This window comes from Pseudomonas sp. GW821-FHT11G12 (assembly GCF_058808055.1).
In genome coordinates this window covers 475,192-492,564 of sequence record NZ_JBXARH010000003.1, presented here as the reverse complement: position 1 = coordinate 492,564, position 17,373 = coordinate 475,192, and the positions used below count along the sequence as shown (strand labels likewise).

The following is a 17,373-nucleotide window of genomic DNA, read 5'->3' as shown; positions in this document are numbered from 1 at the left end:
CACGCGTCAGTCGCCCCAATATGGGGGTGGGCAGGACGGTCTACAAGGGGGAAGTTGAAACTGGCGTTTTCGCCTGGTTTTCGGGCCATGAAAGCCCCATTGGAAACGCCAACTTCAGTCCCTGAATCTGGCAGACGCGGGCGAGGAAAACTCCGACGCTGCGATCACAGCGCCGAAATTAACTCAAAATGATGAACAACATCTACAGGACAGCGAACGTGCCTTGCGCTTTTGCGACCAGTTTGTCGCCCTGCATCACGTCGGCTTCGACCACCAGCGTGCGCCGGCCCGGGTGGATCACCCGCGCCGTGCACATCACCTCGCCCTCGGAGACGGCGCGGATGTAGTTGATCTTGCACTCGATGGTCGCGCTTTGCTGGTCAAAGCCGTGGGTGCTGGAGCAGGCCAGCCCCATGGCGATATCGACCAGACTGAACAGCGCGCCGCCGTGCAGCTTGCCGCCGCGGTTGCGCAGTTCGGGTTCCAGCACCAGGGCGACTTGCGCCACCCCGGTTTCCAGGCTGTGCAGGCGGCAGCCCAACAGCTTGAAAAACGCGCTCTCGACGAGCCCGGCCGGAATTTCCATCAGCGTTTCTTCAACTGCTTGGCGTTGGCGAACAGCGACGCCATGGCGTTGTTCGCCGGAGCCGCCGGCGTGGTTTCCTTGCGCGGCGCCGAACCCTGCGACTGGCGTGGCGCCGAGCCTGGACGCGCGCCACGGGCACCGTCGATCTTCTCGCCCGGGGTGTCGCTCATGCGCATCGACAGGCCGACGCGTTTGCGCGGGATGTCGACTTCCATGACCTTCACTTTCACCACGTCACCGGCCTTCACCGCTTCGCGTGGATCCTTGATGAACTTCTCCGACAGCGCCGAAATGTGCACCAGACCATCCTGATGCACGCCGATGTCGACGAACGCGCCGAATGCGGTCACGTTGGTCACCACACCTTCGAGGATCATCCCCAGTTGCAGGTCTTTCAGGTCCTCGACGCCTTCCTGGAACTCGGCGGTCTTGAACTCCGGACGCGGGTCGCGGCCCGGTTTTTCCAGTTCTTGCAGGATGTCGGTGACGGTTGGCAGACCGAAGGTCTCGTCGGTGAATTTCTTCGGATCCAGACGCTTGAGGAACCCGGCATCGCCGATCAGCGAGCGGATGTCGCGGTCGGTTTCAGCGGCGATGCGTTGCACCAGCGGATAGGCTTCCGGGTGAACCGCCGAGGAATCCAGCGGGTTGTCGCCGTTCATCACGCGCAGGAAGCCGGCGGCCTGTTCGAAGGTTTTTTCGCCCAGACGCGCGACTTTCTTCAGTGCAGCGCGAGTCTTGAACGCGCCGTGTTCGTCACGGTGAGTCACGATGTTCTGCGCCAGGGTCGCGTTGAGGCCGGAGATCCGCGCCAGCAGCGCCACGGACGCGGTGTTCACGTCCACGCCCACGGCGTTCACGCAGTCCTCGACCACGGCGTCCAGGCCGCGTGCCAGTTTCAGCTGCGACACGTCGTGCTGGTACTGACCGACACCGATGGATTTCGGATCGATTTTCACCAGTTCGGCCAGTGGATCCTGCAAGCGACGGGCGATGGACACGGCGCCACGGATCGATACGTCCAGATCCGGGAATTCCTTGGCTGCCAGTTCCGATGCCGAGTACACCGATGCGCCGGCTTCGGAGACCATGACCTTGGTCATTTTCATCGCTGGATATTTTTTGATCAGCTCGATGGCCAGTTTGTCGGTTTCACGGCTGGCGGTGCCGTTGCCGATGGCGATCAGGTCGACCGAGTGCTTGGCGCACAGAGCGGCCAGGATCGCGATGGTCTGATCCCATTTGTTGTGCGGCACGTGCGGGTAAACCGTGGCGTGATCCAGCAGCTTGCCGGTGGAGTCGACCACCGCGACCTTGCAGCCGGTGCGCAGGCCCGGGTCGAGACCCAGGGTGGCGCGCGGGCCGGCCGGAGCGGCCAGCAGCAGGTCGTGCAGGTTGTGGGCGAACACGTTGATCGCTTCGGTTTCGGCGCCGTCGCGCAGCTCGCCGAGCAGGTCGGTTTCCAGGTGGGTGTAGAGCTTGACCTTCCAGGTCCAGCGCACCACTTCACCCAGCCATTTGTCGGCCGGACGGTTCTGGTTCTGGATGCCGACTTGCTGGCCGATCATGCCTTCGCACGGATGCATGGTGCCCGGCAGTTCATCGCCGACCTTCAGTGCGGAGCTGAGAATGCCTTCATTGCGGCCACGGAAAATCGCCAGCGCGCGGTGCGACGGCATGCTTTTCAGCGGTTCGTCGTGTTCGAAGTAATCGCGGAACTTGGCGCCTTCCTCTTCCTTGCCGGCGATCACGCGGGCACTGAGGGTGGCTTCCTGCTTCAGGTAAGTGCGCAGTTTTTCCAGCAGGTTGGCGTCTTCGGCGAAGCGCTCCATGAGGATGTACTTGGCGCCTTCCAGCGCAGCCTTGACGTCGGCCACGCCTTTTTCGGCGTCGATGAAGCGTGCGGCTTCGGCTTCCGGGGCCAGGCTCGGGTCGTTGAACAGACCGTCGGCCAGCTCGCCGAGGCCGGCTTCCAGGGCGATCTGGCCCTTGGTGCGGCGCTTCTGCTTGTACGGCAGGTACAAGTCTTCGAGGCGGGTCTTGGTGTCGGCGAGTTTGATTTCGCGCTCCAGTTCAGGGGTGAGTTTGCCCTGCTCCTGGATGCTGGCGAGGATGCTGATGCGCCGTTCGTCGAGTTCTCGCAGGTAGCGCAGACGCTCTTCCAGATGACGCAACTGAGTGTCATCGAGGCTGCCGGTCACTTCTTTCCGGTAACGGGCGATGAAGGGAACGGTAGAGCCTTCATCGAGTAGCGCGACGGCCGCTTCGACCTGTTGTGGGCGTACGCCGAGTTCCTCGGCGATGCGGCTGTTGATGCTGTCCATAAAACCACCTGACAAATTGTGAAAGCAGGCTCGCAGGCACGTAAATAAAGGCCCGGAGTCTGGTTGGGCGGCCTGACGCTTGCCGCTGCCTGGGTCAAAAGGCATCCCATTGACCCGTGAAATCGAACAATTACTGCGACGGCCCGGAAAATAAGAGACGGCCACCTGCGGTAACGATTCAGACGTTGCCTGACACAAAAGGCCGCGCATTATAACCAGCGTTCTGTCATTCGGGGGCGACACAGTCTGTAGGCTCAAGCCCCGGTTTTCTGGCAGTGAAGGAAAAATCTGCTAACAATGCACACGGTGCGTATAACGGCAGCTACGCCATAATGCGCGCCGAGCTAAAAGGAGCATCCAATGAGCAGCACTGCACAAACTGCTGAAGGCGAAAAAATTCTTATTGTTGACGACGATCCGGGGCTGAGCAGCCTGCTGGAACGCTTCTTCGTCAGCAAGGGCTACCGCGCCCGCGCCGTACCGAATACCGAGCAGATGGATCGTCTGCTGTCGCGTGAAGTGTTCAACCTGGTCGTCCTCGACCTGATGCTGCCGGGCGAAGACGGCCTGACCGCTTGCCGTCGCCTGCGTGGCGCGAACAATCAGATCCCGATCATCATGCTCACCGCCAAGGGCGACGAGTTGAGCCGTATCAAGGGCCTGGAACTGGGCGCCGACGATTACCTGGCCAAGCCATTCAACCCGGACGAGTTGATGGCCCGCGTCAAAGCCGTGCTGCGCCGTCAGGCCGCACCGGTGCCGGGCGCGCCGGGCAGCGAAGAAGAGAACGTCACGTTCGGTGACTACGTGCTGTCCCTGGCCACCCGCGAACTCAAGCGCGGCGACGAAGTGCACATGCTCACCACCGGTGAGTTCGCGGTACTCAAGGCCCTGGTGATGAACGCCCGTCAGCCGCTGACCCGCGACAAACTGATGAACCTGGCCCGTGGCCGGGAGTGGGATGCCCTGGAGCGTTCCATCGATGTGCAGATTTCCCGTCTGCGCCGGATGATCGAACCCGATCCGTCCAAACCGCGCTACATCCAGACTGTCTGGGGCGTGGGTTATGTGTTCGTGCCGGATGGCAACTCCACCAAGTGACGGGTGATTTGTAGGAGCGGGTCTGTGTAGAACGGTCAAAAATGCCGCCTCCGCAGACTCGTTATCCGCAATATGCGAGCATTGCTCGCTCCTGCAAGTGCGTAGCGGTTATCCATGAAAACCCCTGTCTGGTTCCCCCAAAGTTTCTTCTCCCGCACCCTCTGGCTGGTGCTCATCGTCGTATTGTTTTCCAAGGCACTGACCCTGGTTTATCTGCTGATGAACGAGGACGTGTTGGTGGACCGTCAATACAGCCACGGCGTCGCCCTGACGCTGCGTGCCTATTGGGCCGCCGATGAAGAAAACCGCGCGAAGATCGCTGATGCCGCGACCCTGATCCGGGTGGTCGGTGCCGGTGTGCCGGAAGGCGAACAGCACTGGCCGTACAGCGAAATCTACCAGCGGCAGATGCAGGCGGAACTGGGGGCCGACACCGAGGTTCGGCTGCGCATGCATTCACCGCCGGCGTTGTGGGTGCGTGCGCCGAGCCTGGGTGATGGCTGGTTGAAAGTGCCGTTGTACCCGCATCCGTTGCGCGGCCAGAAAATCTGGAACGTACTCGGCTGGTTCCTCGCCATCGGGTTGCTCTCGACCGCGTCGGCATGGATTTTCGTCAGCCAGCTCAATCAGCCTTTGAAGCGTCTCGTGTATGCCGCACGGCAACTCGGCCAGGGCCGCAGCGTGCGCCTGCCGATCAGTGACACACCGAGCGAAATGACCGAGGTTTATCGCGCCTTCAACCAGATGGCCGAGGACGTCGAACAGGCCGGCCGTGAACGTGAACTGATGCTCGCCGGGGTTTCCCACGACCTGCGCACGCCGCTGACCCGCCTACGGCTGTCGCTGGAACTGATGGGTGACCGCACCGACCTGACCGACGACATGGTGCGCGACATTGAAGACATGGACGCGATTCTCGACCAGTTCCTCGCGTTCATTCGCGATGGTCGGGACGAGTCGGTGGAAGAAGTGGATCTGAGCGATCTGGTGCGTGAAGTCGCGGCGCCGTACAACCAGAGTGAAGAAAAGGTGCGCTTGCGTCTGGAGCCGATCCAGCCGTTTCCGCTACGCCGGGTATCGATGAAGCGTTTGCTGAACAACCTGATTGGCAATGCGTTGAATCATGCCGGCAGCGGCGTCGAAGTTGCGGCTTACGTGTCCGGCGATACCAGTGCGCCGTACGTGGTGCTGAGCGTGATGGACCGTGGCGCGGGGATTGATCCGTCGGAGCTTGAGGCGATTTTCAACCCGTTCACCCGTGGCGACCGCGCGCGGGGCGGGAAGGGTACCGGGCTGGGGCTGGCGATCGTCAAGCGGATTGCTTCGATGCATGGCGGCAATGTCGAGCTGCGCAACCGCTCCGGTGGCGGGCTGGAGGCGCGGGTGCGCTTGCCGCTGGGGTTGATGCTGCCGCGAGACGCGGTTTAAGTTTCAGGCGGCCTTGCGGCCGCCTGATTCAAGGTTCAACCCTTGCCTTTGGTGCGGGTCATGTTCGGCCCGCCATTCTTCTCAAGGTGTTCGATGATGATCCCCGCCACGTTCTTGCCGGTGGTGGTCTCGATCCCTTCCAGGCCAGGCGACGAGTTCACTTCCATCACCAGCGGCCCGTGATTCGAACGCAGGATATCCACACCCGCCACCGCCAGGCCCATGACCTTGGCGGCGCGCAACGCGGTCATGCGCTCTTCCGGGGTGATCTTGATCAGGCTGGCGCTACCGCCACGGTGCAGGTTGGAGCGGAATTCCCCGGGCTTGGCCTGACGCTTCATCGCCGCGATCACCTTGTCGCCGACCACGAAGCAGCGGATGTCCGCGCCGCCGGCCTCCTTGATGTATTCCTGCACCATGATGTTCTGCTTGAGGCCCATGAACGCCTCGATCACCGACTCCGCCGCCGTCGCGGTTTCGCACAGCACCACGCCGATGCCCTGAGTCCCTTCCAGCACCTTGATCACCAGCGGCGCGCCGTTGACCATGTCGATCAGGTCGGGAATGTCGTCCGGCGAGTGGGCGAAGCCGGTCACCGGCAAACCGATGCCCCGGCGCGACAGCAATTGCAGCGAACGCAGCTTGTCCCGGGAGCGGGCGATGGCCACCGATTCGTTGAGCGGAAACACCCCCATCATTTCAAACTGACGCAACACTGCGCAGCCATAAAACGTCACCGACGCGCCGATCCGTGGAATCACTGCGTCGAACCCTTCCAGCGGCTTGCCGCGATAGTGGATCTGCGGCTTGTGGCTGGCGATGTTCATGTAGGCGCGCAAGGTGTCGATCACCACCATTTCATGCCCGCGTTCGGTGCCGGCTTCGACCAGACGACGGGTGGAATACAGACGCGGATTCCGCGACAGCACAGCGATCTTCATGCAACACCTGTGGAGGAGGTAGATACCGGGAACACCGGCTTGTCTTGTACATACTTGATACCCGGATTGACCACCAACTGGCCGTCGATCAGGGCTTTGGAACCGAGCAACAGGCGATAGCGCATGGACTTGCGGCAGGCGAGGGTGAACTCGACCGGCCAGACCCGATCACCGAGGGCCAGGGTGGTGCTGATCACATAGCGCACCTGGGCCTGGCCGTTGGAACTCTTGATGGTCTTGCGGGTGACCAGCGGTGCTTCGCAACGCCGGTGGCGCAATTGCACCACCGTGCCCAGGTGCGCGGTGAAACGCACCCACTTCTCGCCGTCCCGTTCGAACGGCTCGATATCGGTGGCGTGCAGGCTGGAGGTACTGGCACCGGTGTCGATTTTCGCCCGAAGGCCTGCGACTCCCAAACCTGGGAGCGCCACCCACTCGCGCAGACCGACAACGGTCAAATGGTCAAATGTCTTCAAAAAAATGCTCAACCGGTGAAAACCGATCAGCCCGCAGGGGGCCGGATTTGCGGTATTCACGCAGAATAGTGGTTAAAAGGCGACAGATATCTATGGCCCGGATTTGCGCGCTCTCAAGCACGCCCCGGAATGTGTGCATTGTAATCCGGGACAGCGCAATTCATGGCACGACAGAAACGGTAGTACAGTTCATCAATATTTCAGAATGAGGAAATTCCATGGCACAAAAAAGCGAAGAGGACGACAAGGTCCGTCTCGACAAATGGCTGTGGGCTGCACGTTTTTTTAAAACCCGTGCCTTGGCCAAAGCCGCCATCGAAAGTGGCAAGGTGCATTGTCGGGGAGAGCGCTGCAAGCCTGGCAAAGAGCCACGCATCGGCGATGAATTCGAGATTCGTACCGGCTTCGATGAAAAGACTGTCGTGGTCCAGGCCCTGTCGATCGTGCGCCGTGGCGCGCCGGAAGCGCAGACGCTGTATGCGGAAACCGAAGCCAGTATCGCCAAGCGCGAGGCGGCTGCAGCGATGCGCAAGGCGGGCGCGTTGGGTGTGACCACCGACGGCAAACCGAGCAAGAAACAGCGTCGGGACTTGTTTAAATTTCGTGGGAACAGTAGCGGCGAATAAAAAATCGCAGCCTACATGCGCTCCCTGAGGAGCTGCCGGAGGCTGCGATCTTTTCAGGCGTATCGAATTAGCGGAGCGCCACCACACTCATCCGCGAAACCACCGGCAACTTGCCCACCAGCGTGAAAATCGGCGCTGTGATCTTCAGCCAGAAGTTCGCCGCGTGATAGGCAAACGGTGTGTAGTAACCCCAGCCCAACGCCCATACCGCCAACAGCAGGCCACCGATGTAATCGTCCTGGCCCCAGTGCGCGCCGGCCACCAGACGCGGCAGCATGAATAGCAGCGCCAGACCCCAGATCGTCAGGAACTGGCCGGCGGAGCGACTGAAAACGCCCATGAACAGCGCCCAGATCAACAGCACCGAAGCATGGTCACCGGGGAAACTCTGGCTCGAGCGATCCTTCAGCTCAAAGGTCTTCTCGAGATGCGGGAAGTAGTCGCTCATATGAACGGCGCCCTGGAGCACCATGGATGGGCTATTGTGCTGCCAGCCCATGTGGTCGGCGAATTTGGAAAACAGCGCGCGGATCACCACCATCAGCAGCAGGATCGAGAAAAATCCGAAGAAGGCGCGACGCACGTCAATCGCCTTGAACACCCAGTCGCCCTTGATCAGCAGCGTGAGCAGGATCAGTCCGACGACAACGTCGAACGGGCGCAGACTTGCAATTGCCCAGATGTGGAGCCATATGGGGTTGCTGGCCAGCGGTGCATTGAGTGAGCGGAACAGCCACTCGTCGAAAACCACACACAGCATCTGACCCGTAGGCCATAACCAGAAAGCCAGTAGTGCCAATGGCACTGCATTGCACAGAACCAGCCGGCCGAGGTTCCACCTTGATTGGAACAAACCCGGATTGTTCATAAAATGCCTCCCGTGGCTGAACATAGGCATCAAAATGGATGCCAGAAGCGCGGGATTTTCATTCTTTGTAACCTTTTTGTCATTAAAATCAGATACCTAGACCTATGACCGATTTCCTCGATACCGATTACACCCAACGCTTCATCTTCGATGACAGCGACACGCGCGGCGAACTGGTGTCGCTGGAACGCAGCTACGCCGAAGTGCTCGCCAAGCACCCGTATCCGGAGCCGGTTGCGCAATTGCTGGGCGAACTGATGGCTGCTGCGTCGTTGCTGGTAGGCACCCTGAAATTCGATGGCTTGCTGATTCTTCAGGCGCGCTCCGAAGGCCCGATCCCGCTGCTGATGATCGAGTGCTCCAGTGACCGCGAAATTCGTGGCCTGGCCCGTTATGAAGCCGACTTGATCGCCGCTGATGCGACCCTCTCCGACCTGATGCCCAACGGCGTGTTGGCGTTGACTGTCGATCCGACGGTGGGCCAGCGCTACCAGGGCATCGTCGACCTCGACGGCGAAACCCTGTCCGACTGCTTCACCAACTACTTCGTCATGTCCCAGCAGGTTGGCACCCGCTTCAAGCTGTGCGCCGACGGCCGTCGCGCCCGTGGCCTGCTGCTGCAGCAACTGCCTGCCGATCGCCTGAAAGATGAAGAAGAACGCGCCGCCAGCTGGCAGCACATCACCGCGCTGGGCAACACCCTGACCGCTGATGAACTGTTGAGCCTGGACAACGAAACGGTTCTGCATCGCCTCTACCATGAAGAACAGGTCCGTCTGTTCGATGTGCAGAAACTGCGCTTCCATTGCAGCTGCTCCCGCGAACGCTCGGGTAACGCACTGGTCAGCCTGGGTCTGGAAGATGCGCAGCAATTGGTGGCCGAGCAGGGTGGCAGCGTCGAGATCGATTGCCAGTTCTGCAACCAGCGCTACCTGTTCGACGCGGCGGATATCGCTCAATTGTTCGCTGGTGCGGGCGTCGAGACGCCGTCAGATACCCGGCACTAAAACGGTTCAGCGCAGGTAAATTCACTGCTCAACGACGGAATAACGCCGTTACGACGGGAGGGCCCTACTCTTTTTGGGCTTTTCTGGCATAATCCGGCCCACTTTTTTCGCGGTAGTAGTGCACGACTTTCTACTACAAAACGTTTGGAGCACACTCGGCCACTGGCCGACGGGGAACCTCATGACGCAAGCCAATAACGCCGTGTACACCGATCTGAGTGTTGATGATCTGGTAAAAGAAGCCCTGAAACGCGGTGAAGGCGAGCTTGCCGATACCGGCGCTCTGGTAGTTCGCACCGGTCACCGCACCGGCCGTTCGCCAGTCGACCGTTTCATCGTTGAAGAGCCTTCCACCCAGGACGCAATCGCCTGGGGCCCGATCAACCGCAAGTTCCCGGCCGACAAGTTCGACGCGCTGTGGGCTCGTGTTGAAGCATTCAACAACGCGCAAGAGCATTTCGTTTCCCACGTGCATGTAGGCGCGGCCGAAGATCACTACCTGGCCGTGAAGATGACCACCCAGACTGCCTGGCAGAACCTGTTCGGTCGTTGCCTGTTCATCAACCCGGCTCAGTACAACCCGGCCGGTCGTGACGAGTGGCAAGTGTTGAACGTGGCCAACTTCGAGTGCGTGCCTGAGCGTGACGGCACCAACTCCGACGGTTGCGTGATCCTCAACTTCGCACAGAAAAAAGTGTTGATCGCCGGCATGCGTTACGCCGGTGAAATGAAGAAAGCCATGTTCTCCGTGCAGAACTTCCTGCTGCCGGCCGCTGACGTGCTGCCAATGCACTGCGCTGCCAACATCGGCGAAGAGGGCGACGTGACCCTGTTCTTCGGTCTGTCCGGCACTGGCAAGACCACCCTGTCCGCCGACGAAAGCCGTTACCTGATCGGTGACGACGAACACGGCTGGGGCGAAGGCGTTGTCTTCAACATCGAAGGCGGCTGCTACGCCAAGTGCATCGACTTGTCCGAGAAGAACGAGCCGGTCATCTGGAAAGCCATCAAGCACGGCGCTGTGCTGGAAAACGTCGTGATCGACGATGCCAAGCACGCCGACTACGCCGATGTCAGCCTGACCCAGAACAGCCGCGCAGCCTACCCGCTGGAGCACGTTGCCAAGCGTTCCGAGAAGAACCTGGGCGGCGAGCCTAACGCTGTGATCTTCCTGACTTGCGACCTGACCGGCGTACTGCCGCCAGTGTCGATCCTGAACAACGAGCAAGCGGCTTACCACTTCCTGTCCGGCTACACCGCACTGGTGGGCTCGACTGAAATGGGTTCGGGCAGCGGCATCAAGTCGACCTTCTCCACCTGCTTCGGCGCACCGTTCTTCCCGCGTCCGGCTGGCGAATACGCTGAGCTGCTGATCAAGCGCATCAAGGGCTTCGGCTCCAAGGTCTACCTGGTCAACACCGGTTGGACCGGCGGTGGCTACGGCGTCGGCAAACGCTTCAACATCCCGACCACCCGCGCCGTGATCGCAGCGATCCAGAGCGGTGCACTGATCGGTGCCGAAACCGAACACCTGGATACCATCAACCTGGACGTGCCACTGGCCGTACCGGGCGTCGAAACCAACCTGCTCAACCCACGCAACACCTGGGCTGACAAGGCTGCGTACGACGAAGCTGCCAAAGCACTGGCCGGTCTGTTCATCGAGAACTTCAAGAAGTTCGACGTGAGCGACGCGATCAAGGCTGCCGGGCCTAAGTTGTAAGACTTAGTTCTGGTGAATGAAAAAGCCGCCTCTTGAGGGCGGCTTTTTTGTGGGCGTTCATTTTCTCAATGGGCCAATGCATTCAAAACATGAACCGGGTCGTTATGAATGGCCTTGAGCAGAGCCTTTGCCGGCCCGGTTGGCTCGCGACGACCCTGTTCCCAATTTCGTAGCGTGCCGAGTTGGACGTCGATCAGTGCCGCAAATTTGGTCTGGGTCAAACCGGTAGCTTTACGAATTTCTTTGACCTGCAATGCATCAACGTGGAATTCGCGAGAAGGTGCGCGCTGGCCTCGTACAATCTCGTCCATCTCTTGCACACTTTCCATCAGCTCATCAAAAAATTTGCTCATGGGCATCTCCATTTTTCGATCAAGACCTTGAGTGCTTTACGCTCATCGCTGGACAGATCGTGTTGTTCATTTTTAGGGTAGATCATCAATAACCCGATTTGTGACGCCGAAACGAAGTGGTAGTAGATAACCCGTGCTCCGCCTCGCTTGCCGTGTCCTTTCGCTGCGATTCGGGTTTTGCGGATCCCGCCTGTGCCTTCAATTACATCGCCAATCGAAGGACTTACAACCAGTTGCTTCTGAAAAGCGGCATACGTGTCATCGTCCAGCAGCTCTTTTACTCGACGGGTAAAGATCCGAGTCTCAACAAAAATCATCGTAAATGTACGCCATTGGCTTACCTCCCAGCAATGCTGAAGGGATTTGAGTAGATGACTGGTAAGTGATCGTTCTCATGTCGAACATGGGAACGATCTGATCACTCAACCTCAGACTGGAGCTTTCCAGTTGAGCATTCGTTGCTGGGCGACCTGCAACAGGTCAAACCCGTCTTTGGTCAGCAGGTAAAGGGCGTGGGTGATGTGGGGAATGTCTTCAACGTCGGCATGTTTGAAGCAGAGGCAGTAGAGAGTTTGCAGCAGGTCGCTTGAAGCGCGCAGGCGCTGGACGGCGCATTCGAGGATGTCTTGCGGGTTGGCCTCGGTGTCGATGACCAATGGCTTGGTGTCGGTGAGGTTTGTATCAAGTGGGCGGTAGCGATCGTTGGGGAACTGGTTCCATGATTTCATTGGTTAGACTCTCTCAAGTATCCGAAGAACCGCCAACATCATGACCAAACGATAGGAGGCGGACTGTGTTCGGGTTGGTCAACCAGAGAGAGAGAACTCCAGGCACGCCGAAGCGTCCCAAACACAGCCGCCATAACGCGTGCCGCATGAATCAGGCGGCAAGCATACAAGGGCATGCGAAGTTTCTCTCTCATTTTCAGGTGACCAAACCCGAGTCGCTGATTTGGCAGCGACAGTCACGACTATAGATTTGAGCTAACAAACGGCGATAGCCGATAAGGCATCACTCCATGTAGGACGTGGACGAAGATTCAATAGGGTCGTTCCTACGGATTATTGCGTGTTCTCAACAGTTCACGTTTCGCTGCCATCAAGCGTCTCGACTCTTCATCGGGGATGCTTGGCCGGGGATCATCGATGCTTTTCTGAACTTGCCGAGTAACCCACTCTTTGTAGGTCTCCTCGTCGCAGTGAGGTTCAATTCCGTCAGTGGATCTATCCATCGTTCAATTCTCCCGTGATTGTGTTGACGTCTGTTACCGGTCCCGCCTCAACGAATCGCCCGATACCCTTCAACATCCAGCACACTCGTCGTCAGTCCACTCGCCGGGCTGTAGATCGTGCCTTTCACTGTCGAAAACGGGACGCCTTTGCTGCCCAGCGACACGTAGCGTTCACCCTGGTCCAGTTCGGTGAACCAGGTGTAGGAGCATTTCTCCATGGCCTTGTATTTCGCTGCCGCGTTGACGAGGGCCGCGGTGTGGTTTCGCAGGGTGGCGTCAGTAAGGTTGAGGTTTTTGTCGAGCACGGTGCCCCAGCGTTTCAGGCAGACCTCGGCAAAGTGGCGGACGATGAGACCGGGTTCGGCCAGCACTTTTGGTCCACTGTTGCCATCGGCGGAGGCGTTGCCAACCAGGGTGGCGTGACGGCCGGGCATAGGGAAGATGCTGGTTTTGGTGCCGGTCGCGGTTTGCGGGATGACGCAGCTGAAACCCTTGGAGCGTTCGTCCCGTGCATAGAAACCCACGTACTCTTTTACGTTGTAATTGAGCTTCACCCGGTGTTCCTGAAAGTTACCGATGCCCGGCACAGGATCAATGGCAAAGATATTGACCGGAATGTTTTTCAGCGCACTGTCGTTGAACATGGCATTGGCCAGCATATGGCAACTAATGCCGCCACGGCTCCAGCCTACCAGATTGACCTTTGTTGGAATAACGCCGTCCTTGCGGAACGTTTTAATGATTTGCTCTTGTAACTTCTGTTGCGTGATGCTGCGATCACCATAGTTGTATTTGCGCCACAGCCAGGAGCCCTCGACTTTTACGTCCTCAATAGGAATGCCAGCAGCCTTGAGGCGGTTATATTCCGCTTCGGTCAGTTGCTCGCGCTGCCAGTCGCATTGGCCTTTGATGATGTTCATCGCATGCTGGACGTTTTCCTCCCAGCCCTTGCCGAACAGGGTTCCGCTGAGGCCGTAGTCCTTGGATTTGGTGAACAGATCATCGGCCTGCAGGTTGCTGGTGCCAGGGCCATCGACCACGATCCATTCGGCAAACTCGCGACCGGTGTGATGGGAGGCGAGTGTGGAAACCAGTTCGCCGTCCCAATAGTTTTCGTGGGTATTATCAAACTTTGTCGAACCTGTACCGCAAAAGAAAATAGTCAGCGTAGTCATGTTGTTGCTCTGGGTTGATGTAAGAGCAAGCAGGCTAGTTCTGAACTTTGCAGTAATGGAAGCGAAGGGTTGTTGCGAACTTTGTAAGTTTGGCTCGTTGCGTTAATTGTTTATTCGTTGCCTGGCAACTTCCAGCAAGTCACAGCCGTCCTGCGTCAACAAATAAAGCACATTGACGATGTTGGGGATGTCTTTCACGTCGGCCTGTTTGAAACACAAGCAGTAAAGAGTTTCCAGCAGATCGCTGGCAGCGCGCAGGCGTTGATCGGCAGCATTAAGCAGATCCCCAGGTTTGGCTTCGGTGTCGATGACCATGACCGGGGTGTCGCCGTCGCAGGTTTTGAGAGGGCGAAAACGAGTATTCAGCGGTTTGAACATGTTCATGATTGGGGCGTGTCCTTTACGAAGTCGCGTCGGTGGGCCGACACAGTGTTTTCAGCCGCGCCGGCCACTATAGAAGGGCGCCATCGAGTGGGACAAGACAGCCACAATGGACAGGATTCGTAGGGGTTTTTCCGGGGTTCGGGCATTTGCCCTACGCGTTTTTGCGGCGTTTTCACAGCCAAACCCTGAGGGGGGAAATTTCCCACATGTTTGTCGGGCGATTCCCGGTAAACCTCTGTATGGTGCGCGCCAGAATCCGTAGGGCGTTTCCAGACGTCCGACACGCGCTTAAAGGGAATTAGGTATGCAATGGCTACGAATGGCCTCGATCATTTTGCTGTGGGCCAGTGGTTGTCGTTTGGCGGCGGCTTCCGACACAGGCAATGGGCTGGCGCTTGCCAATCTGGAGCGCAGTGGCTGGCCGGACGCGCTCACCACTCAGGACAACATCGATACGGCCTCCCGCGCTGAGGTACTGATCTTCGGCAAGGCCCTGTTGGCCAGCGAAGCTCTGGATGAGCAGGAACTCAAACAACGGCTGGGCGTGCAGCAAATGCAGCTCAAGTCGATCCGGCAAGTGCGCGACGGTCTGTGGGATCGCTTGCTCAGCACCTACCGTAACGCCAGCCAGAACTGTGACGATCAAGCGTTTTGCCCACGGGTGCGCAGCGTCGCTGACTTGCGTCAGTTGGCGGCGGCATTTACGGGTGATATCAGCCCGGCCCATGCACAATGGGCAAGCAAGAGCCTGGACGTGCATGAGCGGGTACTGGATGAGCAACTGCGGGTGGCCGTCTTGCGGCCATAACGCTGCTTTTGCGGGTGTCAGGCCGAAGAGGTTTCATCCGTTGTCACGGCGGAGGCCCAGGGCGGTGGAAAGTTGTCGGGAGAGGGCGCACATCCACTCAGTAACAGGGATGCAAAGATCAGGGCGAGGGGCAGTTTCAAAGGGTTCGACATGTTCACTCCTTGATAAAAATCCATGCGCATCGGCCGTCCTGGCTCGAGGCGTGACGGACATTACCCTCGGTTCGATTCACGCGGCGATGAACAATGTGTTTCATTTGTTTGATCCCGTGGCGGAGCTGCCGACGCTGTATCATCCCGTATCGATTTGCCCCCCGACCTTTTCTCGATTCGCTGCGATCGCCCGCTAGGCTGTTGGCATCACAGCGGTCAACGGAGTGACAGCGAATGCACAACACCCTGGAACAGGTTTTCGGTTACCCACAATTTCGACCCGGTCAGGAAGCGGCAATCAGCGCCGTGCTGGCCGGGCGCTCGGCGGCGGCGATCTTTCCCACGGGCTCCGGCAAATCCCTTTGCTACCAGGTGCCGGCTCTCCTGCTGCCGCACCTGACGCTGGTGGTCTCGCCATTGCTCGCGCTGATGCAGGATCAGCTGGCGTTTCTGCAACGTCACGGCATCTCGGCGGGGAGCATTGATTCTGCGCAGAGTCGCGAAGACGCCAACGATGTGATGGCCCGTGCCCGTTCCGGCGAACTGAAGATCCTGATGATTTCCGTGGAGCGCCTGAAAAACGAGCGCTTCCGCAATTTTTTGCAGCAGGTGCCGATCTCGCTGCTGGTGGTGGATGAGGCGCACTGCATCTCCGAATGGGGCCACAACTTCCGGCCTGATTACCTCAAGCTGCCGGACTACCAGCGTCAGTTCAACATCCCGCAAACCTTGCTGCTGACCGCCACGGCAACACCGAAAGTCATCGCCGACATGCAGGCGAAATTCGCCATCGCTGCCGAAGACGTTGTGACCACGGGTTTCTATCGGCCCAATCTCAATCTGCTGGTGGAGCCGGTGCGCGGTGAGGACAAGCGGCGACGGCTGGTGGAGTGGATGGCCGAGCGGGCGGGTCAACCGAGCATCGTCTACGTCACCCTGCAGAAAACCGCCGAACACATCGCCGAACATCTGGGGCGCAATGGCATTCAGGCTGAGGCTTACCATGCCGGGCTGCCTCACGAACAACGGGAAGCGATCCAGAAGCGCTTCATGGGCGGGCAGTCCAATTGCATCGTCGCGACCATCGCGTTCGGCATGGGCATCGACAAGAGCGACATCCGCAACGTGGTGCATTTCGACCTGCCCAAATCCATCGAAAACTACAGCCAGGAAATCGGCCGCGCCGGGCGTGATGGGCAACCGTCCGACTGTCTGGTGCTGGCCAACCGCGACAGCCTCAATGTGCTGGAAAACTTCGTCTACGGCGACACGCCGGAGCGCGATGGCATTCGCCATGTGCTGGACGAGTTGCAGGCCGCTGCGCCTGAAGGTCAGTGGGAGTTTTTGCTCGGGCCGCTGGCGGATCAGAGCAACATTCGTGCGCTGCCATTGAAGACGTTGCTGGTGCAACTGGAGCTGCGAGGGCTGATTGCCCCGCGCTACGCGTACTACGCCGAATACCGTTTCAAATACCTGCTGGAACCCGAGGCGCTGCTAGAGCGTTTCGAGGGCGAGCGCAGGGATTTCGTTGCGGCGATCATCCAGACCTCGAATCGCGCTCGGACCTGGGCCACGGTGAATTTCGAGGCGATGTACACGCAGTATTCGGCTGAGCGCAATCGTGTGGTGAAGGCGCTGGATTACTTCCAGGAGAAAGGCTGGGTCGAGCTGGAAAGCAAGCAGATGACCGAAGTCTACAACGTGCTGCACAGCGCCTTCGACAGCCAGGTCTTGAGTGGCGAGCTACATGATTATTTCTCTCGCCACGAACAGACCGAAGTGGCGCGGATTCACGCCATGCTCGAATTGTTCGCCACCGAGCGGTGCCTGGGCTATCGACTGGCGGAGTACTTCGGTGATCACAACGCCCCCGAGCAGTGCGGGCATTGCTCGGTGTGCCACGGGCAGGTTGCCCGGCTCCCGGCGCCTCCGGAATTGCTGGCGCTTGTGGATAAAAGTTTCTCGGCGTTGTGCGGCGATTTTATCCACAGGCATGAGCAGCAGACAGGCAGTGCGCCTTCAGCGGAGCGGCTGACGCGCTTTCTGTGCGGGATCAGTGTGCCGCTGTTCTCCAAGCTCAAGGCACGGACCATTTCCGGGTATGCGGCGCTGGAGGCGTATCCCTACGCGGACGTGCGGGCTTGGGCTCAGGCGCATCTCTGATGCAACGAATCCATTTGCTGAATGTCG

18 protein-coding genes are annotated in these 17,373 nt (G+C 59.1%); 7 read left to right on the top strand and 11 right to left on the bottom strand.

What is annotated here, in order from left to right; all coding sequences use genetic code 11:
• Positions 1–202: 202 nt before the first annotated feature.
• Together AC1RR7_RS13535 and AC1RR7_RS13530 are read right to left on the bottom strand one after the other, a co-directional pair.
• A complete protein-coding gene (locus tag AC1RR7_RS13535; protein ID WP_085712709.1) occupies positions 203–586 on the bottom strand; it encodes a PaaI family thioesterase in 384 nt (127 codons plus the stop codon).
• Complete coding sequence (locus tag AC1RR7_RS13530) at positions 586–2,910, bottom strand: Tex family protein (protein ID WP_493157667.1); 2,325 nt, start codon at positions 2,908–2,910, stop codon at positions 586–588. The genes AC1RR7_RS13535 and AC1RR7_RS13530 overlap by 1 nt, the downstream gene beginning before the upstream one ends.
• 360 nt (positions 2,911–3,270) lie before the next feature.
• Between AC1RR7_RS13530 and ompR the strand changes: the two genes are divergently transcribed.
• Both ompR and AC1RR7_RS13520 read left to right on the top strand, forming a co-directional pair.
• Positions 3,271–4,011 (top strand): osmolarity response regulator transcription factor OmpR, encoded by a 741-nt coding sequence (ompR, locus tag AC1RR7_RS13525; RefSeq protein ID WP_007952694.1) that lies wholly within the window; start codon positions 3,271–3,273, stop codon positions 4,009–4,011.
• Between the two features lie 114 nt (positions 4,012–4,125).
• Complete coding sequence (locus AC1RR7_RS13520; protein ID WP_096821905.1) at positions 4,126–5,439, top strand: ATP-binding protein; 1,314 nt, start codon at positions 4,126–4,128, stop codon at positions 5,437–5,439.
• A 35-nt stretch (positions 5,440–5,474) separates the two neighbouring features.
• On the opposite strand, the gene rimK is transcribed toward AC1RR7_RS13520, so the two are convergent.
• Both rimK and rimB read right to left on the bottom strand, forming a co-directional pair.
• The gene (gene rimK, locus AC1RR7_RS13515) at positions 5,475–6,380 is read right to left on the bottom strand and encodes a 30S ribosomal protein S6--L-glutamate ligase (RefSeq protein WP_007949201.1); all 906 of its coding nucleotides are present in this window, start codon (positions 6,378–6,380) and stop codon (positions 5,475–5,477) included.
• Positions 6,377–6,856: a retropepsin-like aspartic endopeptidase RimB gene (gene rimB, locus AC1RR7_RS13510; protein ID WP_102620599.1), complete on the bottom strand. Its 480-nt coding sequence runs from the start codon at positions 6,854–6,856 to the stop codon at positions 6,377–6,379. The genes rimK and rimB overlap by 4 nt, the downstream gene beginning before the upstream one ends.
• A gap of 218 nt (positions 6,857–7,074) precedes the next feature.
• On the opposite strand from rimB, the gene AC1RR7_RS13505 reads away from it, so the two are divergent.
• A complete protein-coding gene (locus tag AC1RR7_RS13505; protein WP_096821906.1) occupies positions 7,075–7,482 on the top strand; it encodes an RNA-binding S4 domain-containing protein in 408 nt (135 codons plus the stop codon).
• Positions 7,483–7,549: 67 nt separating this feature from the next.
• Here the strand turns inward: AC1RR7_RS13505 and AC1RR7_RS13500 are convergent, their stop codons facing one another.
• Positions 7,550–8,350, bottom strand: a complete 801-nt coding sequence (locus tag AC1RR7_RS13500; RefSeq protein ID WP_493065886.1) for a phosphatase PAP2 family protein — start codon at positions 8,348–8,350, stop codon at positions 7,550–7,552.
• A gap of 104 nt (positions 8,351–8,454) precedes the next feature.
• On the opposite strand from AC1RR7_RS13500, the gene hslO reads away from it, so the two are divergent.
• Together hslO and AC1RR7_RS13490 are read left to right on the top strand one after the other, a co-directional pair.
• Positions 8,455–9,357, top strand: coding sequence for an Hsp33 family molecular chaperone HslO (gene hslO / locus AC1RR7_RS13495; RefSeq protein ID WP_096821908.1), 903 nt, complete (start codon positions 8,455–8,457; stop codon positions 9,355–9,357).
• Between the two features lie 181 nt (positions 9,358–9,538).
• A complete protein-coding gene (locus AC1RR7_RS13490; RefSeq protein ID WP_102620601.1) occupies positions 9,539–11,080 on the top strand; it encodes a phosphoenolpyruvate carboxykinase in 1,542 nt (513 codons plus the stop codon).
• Between the two features lie 65 nt (positions 11,081–11,145).
• On the opposite strand, the gene nadS is transcribed toward AC1RR7_RS13490, so the two are convergent.
• From nadS to AC1RR7_RS13460, 6 genes are all read right to left on the bottom strand, one after another.
• On the bottom strand, positions 11,146–11,433 hold the full coding sequence (gene nadS, locus AC1RR7_RS13485) for a NadS family protein (RefSeq protein WP_127796615.1): 288 nt from the start codon (positions 11,431–11,433) through the stop codon (positions 11,146–11,148).
• Positions 11,430–11,750: a type II toxin-antitoxin system RelE/ParE family toxin gene (locus tag AC1RR7_RS13480; RefSeq protein ID WP_197870129.1), complete on the bottom strand. Its 321-nt coding sequence runs from the start codon at positions 11,748–11,750 to the stop codon at positions 11,430–11,432. Before AC1RR7_RS13480 ends, nadS begins: the two co-directional genes overlap by 4 nt.
• A 111-nt stretch (positions 11,751–11,861) precedes the next feature.
• Complete coding sequence (locus tag AC1RR7_RS13475; RefSeq protein WP_115076187.1) at positions 11,862–12,161, bottom strand: hypothetical protein; 300 nt, start codon at positions 12,159–12,161, stop codon at positions 11,862–11,864.
• Positions 12,162–12,487: 326 nt separating this feature from the next.
• The gene (locus AC1RR7_RS13470; protein WP_493157665.1) at positions 12,488–12,664 is read right to left on the bottom strand and encodes an antitoxin PaaA2 family protein; all 177 of its coding nucleotides are present in this window, start codon (positions 12,662–12,664) and stop codon (positions 12,488–12,490) included.
• Between the two features lie 47 nt (positions 12,665–12,711).
• Positions 12,712–13,839, bottom strand: a complete 1,128-nt coding sequence (locus AC1RR7_RS13465) for a hypothetical protein (RefSeq protein ID WP_273539551.1) — start codon at positions 13,837–13,839, stop codon at positions 12,712–12,714.
• A gap of 102 nt (positions 13,840–13,941) precedes the next feature.
• Positions 13,942–14,223: a hypothetical protein gene (locus AC1RR7_RS13460; protein WP_273539552.1), complete on the bottom strand. Its 282-nt coding sequence runs from the start codon at positions 14,221–14,223 to the stop codon at positions 13,942–13,944.
• 304 nt (positions 14,224–14,527) lie between these two features.
• Between AC1RR7_RS13460 and AC1RR7_RS13455 the strand changes: the two genes are divergently transcribed.
• Together AC1RR7_RS13455 and AC1RR7_RS13450 are read left to right on the top strand one after the other, a co-directional pair.
• Complete coding sequence (locus AC1RR7_RS13455) at positions 14,528–15,031, top strand: polysaccharide deacetylase (RefSeq protein ID WP_273539554.1); 504 nt, start codon at positions 14,528–14,530, stop codon at positions 15,029–15,031.
• A gap of 386 nt (positions 15,032–15,417) precedes the next feature.
• Positions 15,418–17,346 carry a RecQ family ATP-dependent DNA helicase gene (locus AC1RR7_RS13450; RefSeq protein ID WP_273539555.1) on the top strand — a complete coding sequence of 643 codons (1,929 nt, stop codon included), beginning with the start codon at positions 15,418–15,420 and terminating at the stop codon, positions 17,344–17,346.
• Positions 17,347–17,373 lie beyond the last annotated feature (27 nt).

Excerpts from the sequence above, each read along its gene's own strand:
- AC1RR7_RS13535 (WP_085712709.1), bottom strand. The coding sequence starts at position 586 with ATGGAAATTCCGGCCGGGCTCGTCGAGAGCGCGTTTTTCAAGCTGTTG.
- AC1RR7_RS13530 (WP_493157667.1), bottom strand. The coding sequence starts at position 2,910 with ATGGACAGCATCAACAGCCGCATCGCCGAGGAACTCGGCGTACGCCCA.
- ompR (WP_007952694.1), top strand. The coding sequence starts at position 3,271 with ATGAGCAGCACTGCACAAACTGCTGAAGGCGAAAAAATTCTTATTGTT.
- AC1RR7_RS13520 (WP_096821905.1), top strand. The coding sequence starts at position 4,126 with ATGAAAACCCCTGTCTGGTTCCCCCAAAGTTTCTTCTCCCGCACCCTC.
- rimK (WP_007949201.1), bottom strand. The coding sequence starts at position 6,380 with ATGAAGATCGCTGTGCTGTCGCGGAATCCGCGTCTGTATTCCACCCGT.
- AC1RR7_RS13505 (WP_096821906.1), top strand. The coding sequence starts at position 7,075 with ATGGCACAAAAAAGCGAAGAGGACGACAAGGTCCGTCTCGACAAATGG.
- AC1RR7_RS13500 (WP_493065886.1), bottom strand. The coding sequence starts at position 8,350 with ATGAACAATCCGGGTTTGTTCCAATCAAGGTGGAACCTCGGCCGGCTG.
- hslO (WP_096821908.1), top strand. The coding sequence starts at position 8,455 with ATGACCGATTTCCTCGATACCGATTACACCCAACGCTTCATCTTCGAT.
- AC1RR7_RS13490 (WP_102620601.1), top strand. The coding sequence starts at position 9,539 with ATGACGCAAGCCAATAACGCCGTGTACACCGATCTGAGTGTTGATGAT.
- nadS (WP_127796615.1), bottom strand. The coding sequence starts at position 11,433 with ATGAGCAAATTTTTTGATGAGCTGATGGAAAGTGTGCAAGAGATGGAC.
- AC1RR7_RS13480 (WP_197870129.1), bottom strand. The coding sequence starts at position 11,750 with ATGATTTTTGTTGAGACTCGGATCTTTACCCGTCGAGTAAAAGAGCTG.
- AC1RR7_RS13475 (WP_115076187.1), bottom strand. The coding sequence starts at position 12,161 with ATGAAATCATGGAACCAGTTCCCCAACGATCGCTACCGCCCACTTGAT.
- AC1RR7_RS13470 (WP_493157665.1), bottom strand. The coding sequence starts at position 12,664 with ATGGATAGATCCACTGACGGAATTGAACCTCACTGCGACGAGGAGACC.
- AC1RR7_RS13465 (WP_273539551.1), bottom strand. The coding sequence starts at position 13,839 with ATGACTACGCTGACTATTTTCTTTTGCGGTACAGGTTCGACAAAGTTT.
- AC1RR7_RS13460 (WP_273539552.1), bottom strand. The coding sequence starts at position 14,223 with ATGAACATGTTCAAACCGCTGAATACTCGTTTTCGCCCTCTCAAAACC.
- AC1RR7_RS13455 (WP_273539554.1), top strand. The coding sequence starts at position 14,528 with ATGCAATGGCTACGAATGGCCTCGATCATTTTGCTGTGGGCCAGTGGT.
- AC1RR7_RS13450 (WP_273539555.1), top strand. The coding sequence starts at position 15,418 with ATGCACAACACCCTGGAACAGGTTTTCGGTTACCCACAATTTCGACCC.